The sequence below is a fragment of the Nocardia veterana NBRC 100344 genome (assembly GCF_000308855.1).
In the GTDB taxonomy this organism is placed as follows: domain Bacteria; phylum Actinomycetota; class Actinomycetes; order Mycobacteriales; family Mycobacteriaceae; genus Nocardia; species Nocardia veterana.
On record NZ_BAGM01000199.1, the window covers coordinates 1 to 15489 of the forward strand.

Annotated in this window: 15 protein-coding genes; 11 read left to right on the forward strand and 4 right to left on the reverse strand. The window is 66.8% G+C overall.

Translation table 11 applies throughout. The annotated features are described in order from the left end of the window. The 3 genes from ON37_RS27365 to ON37_RS27375 all read left to right on the forward strand — a co-directional run. Window positions 1-497: DUF6653 family protein (locus tag ON37_RS27365; RefSeq protein ID WP_051032170.1), on the forward strand; the 497-nt coding region annotated here is incomplete at its 5' end. Window positions 498-618: 121 nt separating this feature from the next. After that, a complete protein-coding gene (locus tag ON37_RS27370) occupies window positions 619-2181 on the forward strand; it encodes a carboxylesterase/lipase family protein (protein WP_051032173.1) in 1563 nt (520 codons plus the stop codon). 238 nt (window positions 2182-2419) lie between these two features. Beyond that, the gene (locus ON37_RS27375; protein ID WP_040723587.1) at window positions 2420-3025 is read left to right on the forward strand and encodes a TetR/AcrR family transcriptional regulator; all 606 of its coding nucleotides are present in this window, start codon (window positions 2420-2422) and stop codon (window positions 3023-3025) included. A 26-nt stretch (window positions 3026-3051) separates the two neighbouring features. On the opposite strand, the gene ON37_RS27380 is transcribed toward ON37_RS27375, so the two are convergent. Further along, on the reverse strand, window positions 3052-3315 hold the full coding sequence (locus ON37_RS27380; RefSeq protein WP_051032174.1) for a heavy-metal-associated domain-containing protein: 264 nt from the start codon (window positions 3313-3315) through the stop codon (window positions 3052-3054). 11 nt (window positions 3316-3326) lie between these two features. Beyond that, the gene (locus tag ON37_RS27385) at window positions 3327-3755 is read right to left on the reverse strand and encodes a nuclear transport factor 2 family protein (RefSeq protein ID WP_040723589.1); all 429 of its coding nucleotides are present in this window, start codon (window positions 3753-3755) and stop codon (window positions 3327-3329) included. An 84-nt stretch (window positions 3756-3839) separates the two neighbouring features. Here ON37_RS27385 and ON37_RS27390 point away from each other — a divergent pair, with 84 nt between their 5' ends. Both ON37_RS27390 and ON37_RS27395 read left to right on the forward strand, forming a co-directional pair. Then, window positions 3840-4472, forward strand: coding sequence for a TetR/AcrR family transcriptional regulator (locus tag ON37_RS27390; RefSeq protein ID WP_040723590.1), 633 nt, complete (start codon window positions 3840-3842; stop codon window positions 4470-4472). A gap of 198 nt (window positions 4473-4670) precedes the next feature. Beyond that, window positions 4671-7634, forward strand: coding sequence for an ATP-binding protein (locus ON37_RS27395; protein WP_051032178.1), 2964 nt, complete (start codon window positions 4671-4673; stop codon window positions 7632-7634). A 12-nt stretch (window positions 7635-7646) separates the two neighbouring features. Here ON37_RS27395 and ON37_RS27400 read toward each other — a convergent pair whose 3' ends face one another. Beyond that, window positions 7647-8282 carry a hypothetical protein gene (locus ON37_RS27400; RefSeq protein WP_210742619.1) on the reverse strand — a complete coding sequence of 212 codons (636 nt, stop codon included), beginning with the start codon at window positions 8280-8282 and terminating at the stop codon, window positions 7647-7649. A 167-nt stretch (window positions 8283-8449) separates the two neighbouring features. Between ON37_RS27400 and ON37_RS27405 the strand changes: the two genes are divergently transcribed. Continuing rightward, on the forward strand, window positions 8450-8950 hold the full coding sequence (locus ON37_RS27405; RefSeq protein WP_051032179.1) for a MarR family winged helix-turn-helix transcriptional regulator: 501 nt from the start codon (window positions 8450-8452) through the stop codon (window positions 8948-8950). On the opposite strand, the gene ON37_RS27410 is transcribed toward ON37_RS27405, so the two are convergent. Then, a complete protein-coding gene (locus ON37_RS27410) occupies window positions 8892-10802 on the reverse strand; it encodes a chloride channel protein (RefSeq protein WP_083893327.1) in 1911 nt (636 codons plus the stop codon). The two genes, ON37_RS27405 and ON37_RS27410, sit on opposite strands and share 59 nt — an antisense overlap. An 84-nt stretch (window positions 10803-10886) precedes the next feature. Between ON37_RS27410 and ON37_RS27415 the strand changes: the two genes are divergently transcribed. The 5 genes from ON37_RS27415 (at window position 10887) to ON37_RS27435 (ending at window position 15462) form a co-directional block, all read left to right on the forward strand. After that, window positions 10887-11969: a cytochrome c oxidase assembly protein gene (locus tag ON37_RS27415; protein WP_083893328.1), complete on the forward strand. Its 1083-nt coding sequence runs from the start codon at window positions 10887-10889 to the stop codon at window positions 11967-11969. A gap of 153 nt (window positions 11970-12122) precedes the next feature. Further along, the gene (locus ON37_RS31260) at window positions 12123-12761 is read left to right on the forward strand and encodes a COG4315 family predicted lipoprotein (RefSeq protein ID WP_051032175.1); all 639 of its coding nucleotides are present in this window, start codon (window positions 12123-12125) and stop codon (window positions 12759-12761) included. Further along, complete coding sequence (locus ON37_RS27425) at window positions 12758-13561, forward strand: hemerythrin domain-containing protein (RefSeq protein ID WP_051032176.1); 804 nt, start codon at window positions 12758-12760, stop codon at window positions 13559-13561. Before ON37_RS31260 ends, ON37_RS27425 begins: the two co-directional genes overlap by 4 nt. Before the next feature lie 208 nt (window positions 13562-13769). Continuing rightward, complete coding sequence (locus ON37_RS27430; RefSeq protein ID WP_040723592.1) at window positions 13770-14678, forward strand: ABC transporter ATP-binding protein; 909 nt, start codon at window positions 13770-13772, stop codon at window positions 14676-14678. Further along, window positions 14671-15462: an ABC transporter permease gene (locus tag ON37_RS27435; RefSeq protein ID WP_040723594.1), complete on the forward strand. Its 792-nt coding sequence runs from the start codon at window positions 14671-14673 to the stop codon at window positions 15460-15462. The genes ON37_RS27430 and ON37_RS27435 overlap by 8 nt, the downstream gene beginning before the upstream one ends. The last annotated feature ends 27 nt before the right edge of the window (window positions 15463-15489 follow it).

A 15489-nucleotide genomic window follows, 5' to 3' on the forward strand; every position in this document is an offset into this window, starting at 1 on the left:
CAGGAACCATGAGCACGACCCAGATCACCGCGAACACCTTCGGACTCAACGACGAGAACTGGCGTAAGCACGCCAACCCGTGGAGCGTGTGGAGCCGGATGGCCGCGTTCGCGGTCCTGCTCGCCGCGATCTACCTGCGCGATGCGCTGGGCTGGTGGACCCTGGCGGTGTTGGCCGGGGGTGTCGCGTTCATGTTCGCCAATACCCGCATGTTCCGGCCCATCGATGTGCCGCGTCGCTGGGACGAGAAGGGGATCTACGGCGAGCGGCTGTGGACGGAGAAGGCGCCGGCCGCCGAACCGCATCGCCGCGCGATCTCCGCGATCATCGGCATCGCCGGGGTGGGGTTGCCGATCGTCGCGTGGGGACTGGTGAGCGTCCAGATTTGGCCCACCGTCTTCGGCTGGACCCTGGTCTTCCTGTCACAGCTGTGGCAGATCGACCGATTCGTCGCCATCTACGACAGCGCGGTCAGTGCCGGCACGCCCCGCGACTGACTTCTCAGCCTCGAAACCTGTTGGCGCTCTGCCCTTTCCTCGACCGAGCCGGGCCGAGCGCGCCTCCCAGCACCGAAAGTCTTGGTTCGGCGCATGCCGAACATCATGAAGGAGCAGACCTGTGTCCACCGAAACGATCATCGCCTCGACCACCCACGGCAAACTCGAGGGCGAGTCCCGCAACGGCGTCAACATCTTCCGGGGTATCCCCTACGCGGCGCCACCGGTCGGTGAATTCCGCTGGCGGGCACCGCAACCGGTCCAGCCGTGGGACGGCGTGCGCTCCGCGCTGACCTTCGGCCCGGTCAGCCACCAGCACCCGCTGCCGCCATCGGAGATCCACAAGGGCATCCTGGACGTCCCCGGCCGCCACAGCGAGGATTGCCTCTACCTGAACGTGTGGACCCCCGGGCTCGACGACGCCAAGCGCCCCGTCCTGTTCTGGATCCATTCCGGCGGACTGGAATACGGATCAGGATCACAACCGCTCTACGACGGCACCGCGCTGGCCGCGAACCGAGACGTGGTCGTGGTGACCATCAACTACCGACTCGGCGCACTGGGCTACCTCCGCCTGAAAGATCTCACCGGCGGGATGATCCCATCCACCGGAAACGAAGGCCGGATGGATGAGATCGCGGCGCTGACCTGGGTACGCGACAATATCGCCGGCTTCGGCGGCGATCCGGACAACGTCACCATCTTCGGCCAGTCCGCCGGATCCATCGAGGTCGCCGCCCTGCTCGCGATCACCCCGGCACAAGGCCTGTTCCGACGCGCCGCACTGCACAGCACCGCAACCCATTCCTCGCAAACCATCGACAACGCCAACCGGATGAGCGAACTGTTCGTCGACATCCTCGGCGTCGATCCCCGCGACGCCGACGCCCTGCGAGCGGTATCACCCGCACGTCTGGTCCAGGCATCCACCGACCTGCTAACCCGGATGAAACAGGAGGACCCGAACTCCGGCCGGATGCACTTCAACCCCGTCGTCGACGGCGACTTCCTGCCGATGCGCCCCTACGACGCGGTACGCAACGGCGCAGCGGACGATATCTCGATCATGGTGGGTACCACGCTCGACGAGACCCGGCTGGCACTGGGCTCGGAGCCACCGCTACAACTCGACTACGCCTCGGCGCTGGCCGCATGCCGGGTCTTCCTCGGCGACGAGGCAGAGCGAATGATGGCCGCCTACACCGACCTTCGCACACAACGCGGCCTACCCGCGAGCCCCACCGACGTCATGTTCGCCATCGAAACCGACCGGGTACTGCGCTACCCCTCGATCAAACTGTCCGAAGCACTCAGCGAACGCGACCGGCCCGGATACCAGTTCATCTTCACCTACGAATCCCCCGCCATGGACGGCCGCCTCGGCGCGGCACACGCCCTCGAACTCGGCTTCCTGTTCGGCACCTACACCGACCAGAAAGCAAAGGTATTCAACGGCGACGGCCCCGCCGCCGACCTGCTGGCGGAACGGATGCAAGCCGCCTGGACCGCGTTCGCCGCTACCGGAGACCCCTCGTGCGCGAGTATCGGACACTGGCCCACCTACCGGACCGGCCGCGAAACCATGCTGATCGGCAACGACTGGCACGTCGCGAACGCCCCCTACGAACAGGAACGACTGCTCTGGGAGGAGTTCCCCGGCGACGCCCGAATCGGCCTGATGTAACACACCGGCACGACAACGAAAGGCACTGTCGGCCATATGAACCCGAAACCGGGGCGAATCCAGTGCAATGCACTGGATTCGCGCCGGTGCGGGGGACACCAGTGCCTTCCCGGAAGCCCGGACGACAATCACCGAAGACCGAGGCACGATGTGCCGGGCATCCGGCGGCCCGGCGAACCGGCCGGGACCCAGCATGAAAACATTGGTTCAGATCGTTTTTACCGTTGGAGGATTTGCGATGCCCGTAGCGTTCACCGAGCAGGAACGTGCACACATCACCGAGGCGTTGCGTTCGTCCGGGCGGCGGCTGTTCTCGACGGTCGGCCTGAAGAAGACGTCGCTGGCGGAGTTGGTGACCGAAGCCGGGATCGTGAAATCGACCTTTTATGCGTTCTTCGATTCGAAGGAGGCGCTGTACCTCGACCTGCTGCTCACACACGCTCAGCAAGTGCGAGCGGCCACCATCGACAACGGCTTGCACCAGGGACGAGACACACTCGATGCGTTGCGCCGCTACCTACGAGCAGTGGTGCGAGTGCTGGACGAGGACCCGCTGTATCGCAGACTGATGTCACATCCGGACGAGATGAAACTGCTGCAACGCAAGCTGACTCCCGAAGTAGTCGCCGCCGCGGGAAACAACGGCATGGCCGAATTGGCCGAGTTCATCGCGGCGAAGCAGTCCACCGGGGAGATCGCCGGTGACGACCCCTGGGTGGTCGTGGGCGCACTACGCAGCGTGCTGCTGCTGGTCATGCACGCAGAGGAGTTCGGCGCCGCCTACCCGCGAATACTCGATCTGACAATCGACGCATTGACCACCGGACTCACTGAACGGCCCTGAACACATGTGAGGCCGGTCGGTTGTAGTCATCGTGTCTGCCGCGGGCCGTGTTCGTGGCTGTTCGCCTCGCCGGCCGACTGATCCGGTGCGGCCAACTCGTAGCCGGCCGCGTCGACGGCGGCGCGAATGTCGGCAGGATCGAGGTCCGCGGCACTGGTCACCCTCACGGTGTCGGCAGCGACGTCCACCGCTACCGCGGTGACTCCGGGGATGTGTTCGATCTCGGCGGTGACCGAAGCCGCGCAGTGGCCGCAGGCCATTCCGAGAACTGCGTAGCTGTGTTCGATCATGTCGGTTCCCCTTATGCCTCGGCCGATTGCGGTTCGGACTGCTGGTGACCGGAACTGTCGGTGGTCACGGAGCGAGTGAGCATGTGTGCCCGGCGCATCCGGCCCTCCGGTGTGAATTGCCCGAAGAAGCAGACCTCGATGGCGAGGTCGGTGCCACGCTGGCGGACATGGAGGGTGTATCGGGCGGCGAGGCGGTCCCCGTCGGCCATCGCTTCGTGCACCTCGATGCGGCTGCCGGGCCGGTTCTTGCGCACCGGCCGGGTATGGGCGATCAGCTTGTCGCGGTCCATCCGATGCCCATCGGCGATCTGCACGATATCGGGGGTATGGAACAGGTCCACGATCGCCGCCGCATCGTCGTCGTCCAGCAAACGCTCGGTGAAGGTAGTGAAGAAGTCGGCGATGAACAGCGCGGGGTCGGTGCCGGCGAAGGTGAGCATAGGACGCCTCTCGATCTGACACGAAGATATTCTTGACAGTCTGTAAGATATACGGAGATGGCAAACTTTGACAAGGTGTAAGAAATGACAGGTTCTCCGATCCGCAAGCGGCGTGCAGACGCCGACCGCAGCCGAACCGCCATCCTGGACGCGGCGGCGCGCATTCTGGACGAGCAGCCCGATGCGAGCATCGAGGCGATCGCCACTTCGGCGGGGGTGACGCGACAGACGGTGTATGCGCACTTCCCCTCGCGGGATCGGCTACTCAGGGAGGTCCTCGACCGGCTCACCGAACGCACCGCGGCCGCGATGGACGCCGCGGATCCCGGCGACGGACCGGCCGTCACGGCCTTGCTGCGCATACTCGACGCGGCGGCCACGGAGGCCGGGCGCTATCCCGTTCTGGTGCAACAGATCAACGCCTTGCCGACCGGTTCACAGGAGGATCATGCCCGGCACACGCCGATTGCCGACCGCATCGAACGGGTCGTCCGACGCGGTCGTGAGACCGGCGAATTCGATCGCACGCTCCCGCTGAGGTGGCTCGTCACGGTCACGATCCAGCTCGCTCACGCGGCAAGCGAGGAACGCGACCGTGGCCGTTTGTCCGGACAGGACGCGGAGAATGCATTGCGCATCAGCCTCCTGCGCATCCTCGCCGTTGCCGGAAGTGCGAGTCGCCACGACGTCACCAACGTCCATGGTCAGCACACCTAGTTGTCACAAAATCGGCGGCTCCCAGGCCCATAGGATGACCGAGTCGATCCGGAACCGGCGACGTCGGTATTGCTGATGTGCGCCATTGCGATCCTCCTCGGGGACACGGTCGTTGGGAACCGACTGTCTCCCGCGGCCCTGCCGAGCCGGTGTCGGATATCTGTCACCGCCCCGATCGCCACCCTGGAGAATCGTGGTGTGCACATCGAGGTTCTGGGGCCACTGCGAGTGGTCGCCGACGGCCGGACCGTGGGGGTGGGTGGGGTGCGGTCGCGGGCGCTCCTGACACGACTGGCGCTGGAGGCCGGCCGCACGGTGCCCACCAGGACGCTGGTGGAATCGGTGTGGCCGGAAGATGTTCCGGCCCACCCGGATGCTGCTCTCCACTCGCTGGTGGCGCGGTTACGGCGGGCGCTGCCCGAATCGGCGTTGCTTGCGGGGTCGGCGGGTTACCGGCTTGATGTACCTGCTGAGACGGTCGACGCCGTACGCTTCGAGCGACTGGCAGCGGAAGGGCGCCGCGCCCTCGGCGCCGGGCGTCACGGTGCCGCCCAGGAACTACTCACCGAGGCACTGGGGTTGTGGCGGGGCGAGCCGCTGGCCGATGTCGCTCATTTGCCCTTCGCAGCCGTGGTGGCCGTGCGGCTGGACGAACTACGGCTGACGGCGACCGAAGATCGGATCGAGGCGGTACTGAGCGGGTCCTCCCCAGAGCGCGCGCTGCTATCGGTGGAGCTGAACCAGCTGATTGCCGCCCACCCGCTCCGGGAACGATTGCGTGGCCTTCTCATCCGCGCGTTGATTGCCAACGGCCGGCAGGCGGAGGCACTGTCCGCGTACGAAGAGTATCGAAGTGTGCTCGCAACGCAATTGGGCACCGATCCCGGGCCGGAACTGCGCGAGCTGCATATACGAATATTGCGTGGAGACACGGAGTGCTCGCACGTCCGCGGGAACCTGCGTGCGCCGCTGACCAGTTTCGTCGGCCGCGAGACCGACCGACGCCAGGTGGGCCGGCAGTTCATCGACAATCGGCTCGTGACCTTGGTCGGCCCTGGTGGAGTGGGCAAGACCCGCCTCGCCACCGCGACCGGTGCCGAGCTGGATATCCCGGTCTGGCTGGTGGAGCTCGCACCGGTGATACGGCCTGAGGGAGTGCCCCGCGCGGTGGTGGCTGCCCTCGGCCTGCGGGACTCGGCGGATGCGACATCTCGTCTGGTCGAGACACTCGCGAACCGTGCGGCGGCGATCATCCTCGATGGTTGCGAGCGTGTGGTCGGGGCGGCAGCACAGCTGGCATCGGAGCTGCTCGGCCGTTGTCCCCGGCTCCGGATACTGGCCACCAGTCGCGAACCGCTCGGTATCACCGGCGAAGTGCTGTTTGCGGTAGCGCCGCTGGAAGCGGGTCCCGCAGCGCAGCTGTTCACCGATCGGGCGCGAGCCGTGCGACCCGATTTTGTGCCGAGCGACGATGTCGATCGGGTCTGTCGTCGCTTGGACTGCCTGCCACTGGCCATCGAACTGGCCGCCGTCCGCCTGCGATCGATGTCGATCGAAACGCTTGCTGTCCGGCTGGACGACCGGTTCCGGCTATTGACCGGTGGCAGTCGCACCGCGCCTCCCCGTCACCGGACATTGCGGGCTGTCGTGGAGTGGAGTTGGGACCTGCTGACCGACATCGAACGCGCCGCGGCAGAGCAGGCAGCCACCTTCCCCGGGAGCTTCTGCGGTGAGGCCGCCGAATATGTCGGCCTCACCGCAGACACCTTGCATGCTTTGGTCGACAAATCGCTGCTGGAGTACGCGGGAGACCGATACCGGATGCTCGATACCGTCCGCGAGTTCGGTGTCGAGCAACTGACCACGACCGGCCGCCTTGCCACCGCTCGCAACGCCCATGCCGCCTACTTCCTCGAGCTGGCCGAACGGGCCGAGCCGTACTTGCGCGGCTCCGGACAGCTCTCCTGGCTCACGCGCCTGGATGCGGAACGGGACAACATGAACGTGGCACTCGCGTTCGCCGTGGACGACGAAAACACCGATACTGCCGTCCGATTGGGCGCCGCACTCGGTCAGTTCTGGACCGTGCACGGCGATCACGCGGAAGCCACCGAGAAGCTGTGCGAGGTCCTCTCCATGCCCGGTTCGGCCCCGGCCGAGGCCCGACTGCGCGCGATCGCCGCCTACCTGCTCAACGCGACCTTCGCGGGCAGCCTCGGCGCGGCCGCGGCCACCGTGGAACGCCCTGACGCCAGGGGCGAACCGATCACGGCGTTCATCTGTGCCCTGCTCGACCTCGCGACCGGCCAGACCGCCGAGGGATTGGCAACGCTGGAGCCGCACCTGGATCACCCCGATCCGTGGACGCGCGGAATGCTGTGGTTCGCACGCTCTCTGTTGGACAGTGCAGCGGGCCGGGCCGACAACGGCCGAATTGCCATTTCCGCTGCCGTCGAGGGGTTTCGTGGCTGCGGTGAGCGATGGGCGTTGTCGCTGTCGCTGATGTCGCTGGCGAGTACGTTGATCACTGCCGGTGACACCGCCCCGGCCCTGACCATGCTGGATGAGGCGGTGCTGCTGTCGCGTGAACTCGGCATCCACGACGGGCAGCAAGCCTGGCTTGCCATGGTCCGCATCGACGCCGGAGATATCGATACCGCGCGCAAGCAATTGACGGAAGTTCTCACCCGGGGCGCCGCTCCGCGCGAGATCACCCTCGCCCGGATCTCTCTCGCCGACCTGGCTCGTCACGACGACGACCTCGCCGAGGCACAGCGACATCTCGGCTACGTCGCGGATATCACCGATCGGCCCGAGCGTGCCTTGTATGCGGCCGGTGCGGGATATCTCGCCGCGGCCACCGGCGATTTCACCGCCGCCACGCGCTACCTGCGCGAAGCGCGAGATATCGCCGTCGACCTGCCCGACATGCCGATGTTGGCCCATGTGGCAGTCGGGATGGCCGACCTGGCCCACCGGCGAGGCGAGCCCGATCGGGCATCGGAGATCCTCGGCGTGGCCCACGCACTGCGGGGCGGCCCGAACTCCGGTAACCCCGACGTCGCGCGGTTGGCGGTTGCCCTGCGGGGATACCGAGACGATTATGAGCGCGGATGCGGCCTCGACCCCGCGACCGCACTCGCCAAGGTCCAGGCGTATTGACCGCGCCTACTGTCACGTCCGCGCGGCCTTCTCCCGTTTCGCCACATACTCGGCGCGGCAGCCGCGGCAACAGAACGCATACAGCTCGCCATCGATCTCGACGGTGGAGGTGTTGTCGTCCAAGGGAACGAGCACCCCGCACATCGGGTCCTTCAACGCCTTCCCGGTCTCCGCGTCCGCGCGGTACGGAGCGCTGAGCATCTCGACGAGGTCTTCGGACTTCACTATCTTTCCGAACATCCCGATGCTCCCCTCCGAGATCCCGAGGATGTGTACCTGTACAGTCGGCCGCCGGTAGGGCAGTTCCCGATCGTCGAACTCGTCGGAGACGATGCGTGTGGCGTAGGAGATCAACGTCTCGCTCATATCCTTTCGCCACGGTCCCGGAACATGAATTCGGACCAGACAGTGCGGCGGATCCTGCTCGGTAAGAGCCTGCTCGCCGGCAACCCAGACCTGTGGCTCATGCACCACCACTTGAAACATCGACGCGAACACGGCCGCCGAACGGGGCGCCATCTCTTCTCCACCACTGTCGGGTTCGCCGGCCCCCAACTCCTGGATCGTGCCGAGACGCCGGGCTACCCGCCGCCGCTGCGCGGCATCGAGCGCGCCTTCGGACAAGAACAATTCGATGAACATCATCATCTGTCACCTCCCTGGACAGCATCCCGAAGCGGCCTGCCGGATCGCTGTCGAGTCACTGCCACCGGCTGTCCGCAGGCATCAGGCGGCTGATGGCCGGACGAGTGGTCGGTGCGGTCGCACTCAATATGATGTGAGCAGGCGAACCGGACGGACCGGAGGAGATGTTCATGGGACGGGCTGTTGCGGCGGGTGAGGTCCATCCGGCTCAGGATGCCGATCAGCTCACCGATGCGTTGCTGACGGCGTCTCGGCTGCTCGTTGCCTTGTCGGCGCGGTCCATCGCCGCGGTCGACGAGACGATCACCATTCCGCAGTTCAGGACACTGGTCATCCTGTCCACTCGAGGGCCGTCGAATGTCGCCACACTCGCGGGTTTGCTGAACGTGCAGCCGTCCACGGCCACTCGCATGGTCGATCGATTGGTTGGCGGGGGGCTGCTGGACCGTCGGACCAATCCGAATTCGCGCCGCGAGCAGATCGTCGCGCTGACCGATCGCGGACGGCAGGTGGTCGATACCGCGACTGCTCACCGTCGCAACGAGATCGCGGCGGTCGCCGCCCGGATGCCGGTGGCCGATCGCGAGGGTCTGGTGCGGGCGCTGACCGCGTTCACGGCTGCCGGTGGTGAACCTCCACCGGGCGAGGATATCGAGGGCTATCAGCTGTAGCACTGCCGACTTCGCCGATCGCGCGAGCGGGCCGCCCCGCACCGGCGCTACTTCCAGGGCCGGTCTCCCCGGTGCTGCGGAGGGCGCTCAGGACGGCGCTGTGGGTGAGCCAGCCGATTATGGTGTCGCCGGAGTTGTCGAGGACCGGCGCGCCGGTTCCGGCCTCTTCGGCCAGTGCATCGAGGGCTGTTGCCAGCGTGCAGGTTTCGCTGAGCGTACGCGGCAGTGCCGCCAGGTCCGCGACGGTGCTGTCGACCGATTCGGTATCGGCGAGGGTCTCGGCGATCGCCGCCGCGGTCACACACCCCCGATAGCGGCCATCCGCGCCGACGATCGGCACCATCGCATGTGCCGATGCCCAGACGACGCGAGCGGCGTCGGCGACGGTGGTGTCGGCGGGGATCGGTTCCGGGCACGGCTGCATCACCTCGGCAACGCGGATGCGGTCGAGTCGTCCGGCCGGGCCGGCGTGTGCCGCATCGAGATCCACGCCGCGGCGGGTCAGTTTGAGGGTGTAGATCGTTTCCTTGGACAGCACGCGCGATATCCCCGTGGCCACGACCACCGACAGCATGAGCGGCAGGATGATCGAATACTCACCGGTCAACTCGAACAGGATGATGACCGCGGTGATCGCCGCCCGCGTCGCCCCCGCGAAGGCAGCGCCCATACCGATGAGGCCGTACATGCCCGGTGCCGCGGTCGCGGCCGGGAACAGGTGGTGGACAACGACGCCGAAGGCGGTGCCGCCCATCGCGCCGATGAACAGCGAGGGCGCGAAAACCCCACCCGATCCGCCGATTCCGATGGTCAGGCTCGTCGCGAGCATCTTCCCGGCCATGAGCACGACCAGCATCCACAACACGTAGTGGCCACCGATGGCCTCGCCCAGCACCGGATATCCGACGCCGTACATCTGCGGCAGTACCAGCAGCACGCCTCCCAGCAACAGGCCCCCAACGGCGGGCCGCAGCCACTCCGGCCCCCGCCAGGCCCAATCGCACAGATCCTCGATGCGATACAGCACGTGCGTGAAGGTGACTCCGACGGCTCCGACGACCACCCCGAGCAGGGCGAAGGCGGCATATTCCCAGCCCGAGCGCACGCCGAAAGCGGGCAGGTCCAGGAATGGTTCGTCGCCGAGGACGGCACGGCCGATCACGCTGGCCGTGACGCTCGACAACACGACCGCACCGAAGGACTCCGCGGCGAAGTCACGCAGAATCAATTCCATCGCGAAGAACGGCCCGGCGATGGGCGCGTTGAACGTCGCCGCGATACCACCCGCGGCGCCGCACGCCACGAGAATTCGCAAGCGGCGCTCCGAAATTCGAGTCAATCGCCCGACACTGGATCCCCATGCCGAGCCGATCTGCACGATCGGCCCCTCACGTCCGACCGACCCTCCGCCACCGATGCACAGTGCCGAGGCGAGCGCTTTGACGACGGTCACCTGCGGCGCAATCCGCCCGCCGCGTTCGGCGACGGCGTACATCACCTCGGGAACGCCGTGTCCCCGTGCTTCCGGCGCGAACCGATGAACGAGGGGGCCGTAGACGAGCCCCGCCACGACCGGCGCCAGCACCACGAACCACGGCCCCAGCGCCGGAAGATGCGGATTCAGCGCATGGCCGACCGCCGAATAGTCGTCATGGCCCGACAGCACTCGAGTGAAAGTCGTTATCAGCCAGCGGAAGACGATCGCACCCCCACCGGCGCCCGCACCGATCAGCAGGGCCAGCACCACCAAGCCGCCGCGGCTTTCCCGCAGCCAGTCCCGCCACGGCGTCCTCGTCGGCAGCGCCACCGACCACCACCGTCCGTCCGCGATCTCCGCGGGCCTTGCACCCATCACCGCCACCCTCGCCCGACCATCAACCCATGCACAGTGCAACAATTGTAGAGTGCTCGTATTCGGAGATCCGCAGTGACCGGCATGCAGAGCGTCCCCGCGCCCACGACCGCCACGATTTTCAGCACCTGGACCTGGTCGCCCATCGTCGATGTGCTTGTCGTCGTCGCGGCGGTCGGCTACCTGTATCTGGTGTGGCGCGCGGCGCGGCGCGATCTGCACTGGCCGCCGTTGCGAACCGGGTGCTGGCTGGCCGCGCTGGTCGTGCTGGTCCTCGCCGTCGACAGCGCGCTCGCGTCCTACTCGCACGCGTTGTTCGCCGTGCACATGGTGGTCCATCTGTTGCTGATCATGGTCGTTCCCGCGCTGTTGGTGTGGGCCCAGCCCATCCGGCTGCTGCACGACGCCGCCGGGCCCGCCACCGCCACGGCCATCGATCGGATGCGAGCCAGTCGCGGCTTCCGAATCCTGGTCTCTGCGCGATTCACCGTGCCGCTCTACAGCGCGGTCCTGCTGCTGACCCATCTGACCGGATTTCAGCAGGCGATGTCGACCCACATGTGGATCCACGACAGCGAACTCCTGCTGTACCTGATCAGCGGATACCTGTTACTACTCCCCCTGGCCGGTGACGAGCTCACCATCGACCCGGTATGGCCCTACGCGCTGCGCTTCGTGGTACTCGCGATCTGCGTGGGCCCGGACACCCTCGTCGGCGTCACGCTGATGATGTCGTCGACCGTGCTCGCCCCCGCCTACGCCGCCTCCCGCGACTGGGGCCCGAGCGCGTTGGCCGACCAGAATCTCGCCGGGATCATCATGTGGCTCGGCGGCGACGGACTGATGATGCTGATCATGATCGCCGTTGCCGGCCAATGGATTCGCACCGCCGACCGCGACACCGGACTCGGCCCCTGGCTCGACGGCATCCGCAACCGCGCACTCCTCGGCAGCACCGACATCGACACCGACGTCGATCACGAACAAGCCGCCCTCGACGCCTACAACGCACGGCTCGCACAACTGAACGGACCACCCCCGGACAAGCGCCGGAGCCCGAGGGCGACCTGCAATACCCAGACCGTTGCCATTGGCGAGTCTCCGCAGGAACCGAGCACGGCCGCACCGCACACCGGCCATGCCCCCGGTCGAGACGAGCTGCGATGAGATCGATCCCGCGATGGCGAACGACGCACGCCGCGACCATGCACCATCCCGCCACTGTCCGGGCTCGACGGCTACCGGCCTCGTCCGGTCAGTCACGACCCTGACCCCGAGCACCGCCCACCCACCCGCACGGCAATCGTCCAGGAGGTCGAATTGGGTTTCGGACCCCGAAACATCATCGTGCCCTTGTTGGCCCTCATCACCGCTGCCGCCGTGGGCGCCTGCGGAGCACACACCCCGGCCCCGCCCGCGGGTGGCCCAGAACCGCTGATCAGCCCACAGCCGGGCCCGGTCCTCATCACGACCCGCACCATCGCCGGTCTGGGCCCGGTCCTCGTCGACGCCCGGGGCTACACGCTCTACATCTTCCCGACCGATACCGATCATTCGACGAGTTGCAGCGATGCGTGTATGGGCAGCTGGCCGCCGGTCACAGTACCGGCCGACCAGGATCTACGCGCCGGCAACGGAGTCCAGCAACGACTCCTGGGAACGATTTCCGGCCCCTACGGGCGGAAGATCGCCACCTATGCCGGCCATCCCCTGTATGCCTACGCAGGCGATGTCGAGCCGGGACAGGCCAACGGCCAGGGCCTCAACCTCAACGGCGATTCCTGGTTCGTCATGAACCCGGACGGCAAAGCCATCGTCCCGCCGGACCAACTGGGCGTGATGCCCAAGGGCACCTATGCCGTTGCCGGAACACAGGCGAATCCGAGCCCACGCCCGCAGCCGATGCCTGGCATGCGGGAAGGCACGCCGCCGACGACCATGAACGGAGGACACCGGTGACCGACCACGAACGGACCGACACCGCCGACCCGGAGCAGCATGAGCACTCGCCACGGTCGCCCCGCCCGGCGATGAACCGGCGAGCCATGCTGCTGGGCGGTGCGGGAATCGGTGGCCTGGTGGTAGGGGCGGGTCTCACCGTCGGTGCACAGCACGCCCTCGCATCGCAACCGGCGGCCCCGGTCGTCCCGGCCACCGAGGAACTGATGACCGATCACGGCCTGCTGAAGCGAATCCTGTTGATCTACCGCAACTGTGGCCACCGTCTGACGACCGGCGATCACCTCGACCCCGCGCTGCTTTTCCATTCCGCTCAGATGGTCCACTCCTACATCGAAGACTTCCACGAGGGCATCGAAGAGGGCTACGTATTCCCCCGCTTGCTGCGCGCCGGAAAACTGCCCGACACCATCCGGACTCTGTTGACCCAGCACGACGTCGGACGCAAACTCACCATCGCGATCATCCGATCGACGACCACCATGGACATGCCCGGGATGGGCTCGGCTCCTGGGTTCGCGACCGCCGACAGCCGGTCCGATCTCGCCCGCACCCTCGACCGGTTCATCACCATGTACGAACCGCACGAAGCGCGAGAGGACACCATCGTGTTCCCCGCGTTCCGTGAGGTCACCGCCGACGGCCGCACCTTCGACGAGATATCAGAGCAGATCGCGCACGCGCAGCAGCAGCGATTCGGCGACCACGGCGTATCGAACTACCTCGACCAGATCGCCGATATCGAGCGGCAACTCGGCATCTACGACCTGGCCGCCTTCACCCCACCCGCACCGGAATGAACCGGCATCCACGCGCGAGAGGGTTTGTCGTGGCCTTTCATCCACCGACGGGTCAGGCCTGGTCGACGGCTCCCGGCGTCGCGATCCCCATTCGGCCGACCGAGTCGTCCAACATGCCGGACGATGTACGAGTCGACCCTCTGTATCGGAGCGCTCGCCCACTGCCGGTGGCTGCGCTCGCGCACGTCACTCGAGGAGGTGCCCACCGATGAGCGACGTGATCGCAACCGAACAGCTCACCAAGACGTTCGGCCGCAATCGTGGTGTCGCCGATATCGGCATCGACGTGGCCGCGGGCGAGGTATTCGGGTTCCTCGGCCCGAACGGCGCAGGCAAGTCCACCACCATCCGCCTGCTGCTCGGCCTGTATCGACCGACCTCCGGCCATATGCGGGTGCTGGGCCTCGACCCGACTCGCGATGCCGTCGCCATCCACCGCAGGGTCGGTTACCTACCCGGCGAGCTGGCGCTCTATCAGCGCCTGACCGGACGCGAGCATATCGACCGATTCGCGCGTATCCGCCGTCTCACCGACCTGGGCTACTGCGACGAACTCGTCGAGCGGTTCGGGGTGGAGCTCCATCGCCCCGTCCGCACCCTGTCGAAGGGCAATCGGCAGAAGATCGGCCTGCTGCTGGCGTTCATGCACCGACCCGACCTGCTCGTCCTGGACGAGCCGACCGCCGGACTGGACCCGCTACTCCAAGACGAATTCGCCCGGCTCGTCCGCGAGACCGTCGCCGACGGACGCACCGTTTTCCTGTCATCACACGAGCTCGACGAGGTCCAGCGCCTGGTCGACCGGCTCGCGATCATCAAGGAAGGACGCATCGTGGTCAGCGACACCGTCGACGGAATGCGCCGGAATGCCCCGCGCACCATCGAATTCGAGTTCACCCATCCGCCCGGCACCGACGCGTTCTCCGGCCTCGACGGCGTCCAGGTGCTGCACGACACCGGCCCCCGGGTCACACTCGCCGTCACCGGCCCGGTCGCACCGGTACTTCGCACCGCCGCCGCATTGGATGCGGTGGACGTCACCGCACGACCCGCCGATCTCGACGAGCTGTTCCGGACCTATTACCGCGACGAACTGGGCGGGTCCCACGATGCCTGACACCGGACTGACGGGCTTGGACCTGCGATTGCGGCGCCGATCCGTCTACGGCTACACCATCGGGCTCGCTGCCTACGCACTGGTGATCGTCGCGCTGTATCCGTCGTTCCGAAACGACACCAGCCTCGACCAACTGCTCACCAACGACCCGACCATGGCCGCGCTGTTCGGCGTCAGTGGTTCGCTGACCAGCCCGACCGGCTGGCTCAACGCCAACCTGTACGCCAACTTCGTCCCACTGGTCATCCTCCTCATCACCATCGGATACGGCGCGTCCTGCCTTGCCGGACAAGACGAGGACGGAACCCTCGGACTGGTTGCGACACTGCCCATTTCCCGCCGCACGATCGTGCTGCAGAAGGCGGGCGCGCTGGTCCTGCTCGCGCTGCCCGCCACACTGGCCACCACGGCCTGCGTCGTCATCGGGCGCGGCTTCGACCTCGACGTCGATACCGGCGCTCTGGCCGGTATCACCGTCGGTGTCCTCCTGCTCGGAGTGGACTTCGGCGCCGTCGCCATGCTCATCGGCGCAGCATCCGGCAGCCGCGGCACCGCACTGGGAGTCACCTCGGCCCTCGCCGCCGCGGCCTACCTGATCAGCTCCCTCGCTCCCGTCGTGCACTGGCTGGCCCCCGCACGATTCGCCTCCCCGTTCTTCTACGCCGTCGGCGACGGACAACTCGACCATGGCCTTTCCGTCGCATGGTTCGGCGTTCTGTCCGGACTCGCCCTCGCCACAGTCACAGCGAGTGTCATCGCGTTCGAGCGCCTCGACCTGCATTGACCACCGCATGCCCACTCAGCACGCAAG

What these genes read in the sequence shown, in the direction of transcription:
- ON37_RS27375 (WP_040723587.1), top strand. Translation starts at nt 2,420, where the DNA reads ATGCCCGTAGCGTTCACCGAGCAGGAACGTGCACACATCACCGAGGCG.
- ON37_RS27380 (WP_051032174.1), bottom strand. Translation starts at nt 3,315, where the DNA reads ATGATCGAACACAGCTACGCAGTTCTCGGAATGGCCTGCGGCCACTGC.
- ON37_RS27385 (WP_040723589.1), bottom strand. Translation starts at nt 3,755, where the DNA reads ATGCTCACCTTCGCCGGCACCGACCCCGCGCTGTTCATCGCCGACTTC.
- ON37_RS27390 (WP_040723590.1), top strand. Translation starts at nt 3,840, where the DNA reads ATGACAGGTTCTCCGATCCGCAAGCGGCGTGCAGACGCCGACCGCAGC.
- ON37_RS27400 (WP_210742619.1), bottom strand. Translation starts at nt 8,282, where the DNA reads ATGATGATGTTCATCGAATTGTTCTTGTCCGAAGGCGCGCTCGATGCC.
- ON37_RS27405 (WP_051032179.1), top strand. Translation starts at nt 8,450, where the DNA reads ATGGGACGGGCTGTTGCGGCGGGTGAGGTCCATCCGGCTCAGGATGCC.
- ON37_RS27410 (WP_083893327.1), bottom strand. Translation starts at nt 10,802, where the DNA reads ATGGGTGCAAGGCCCGCGGAGATCGCGGACGGACGGTGGTGGTCGGTG.
- ON37_RS27415 (WP_083893328.1), top strand. Translation starts at nt 10,887, where the DNA reads ATGCAGAGCGTCCCCGCGCCCACGACCGCCACGATTTTCAGCACCTGG.
- ON37_RS27430 (WP_040723592.1), top strand. Translation starts at nt 13,770, where the DNA reads ATGAGCGACGTGATCGCAACCGAACAGCTCACCAAGACGTTCGGCCGC.
- ON37_RS27435 (WP_040723594.1), top strand. Translation starts at nt 14,671, where the DNA reads ATGCCTGACACCGGACTGACGGGCTTGGACCTGCGATTGCGGCGCCGA.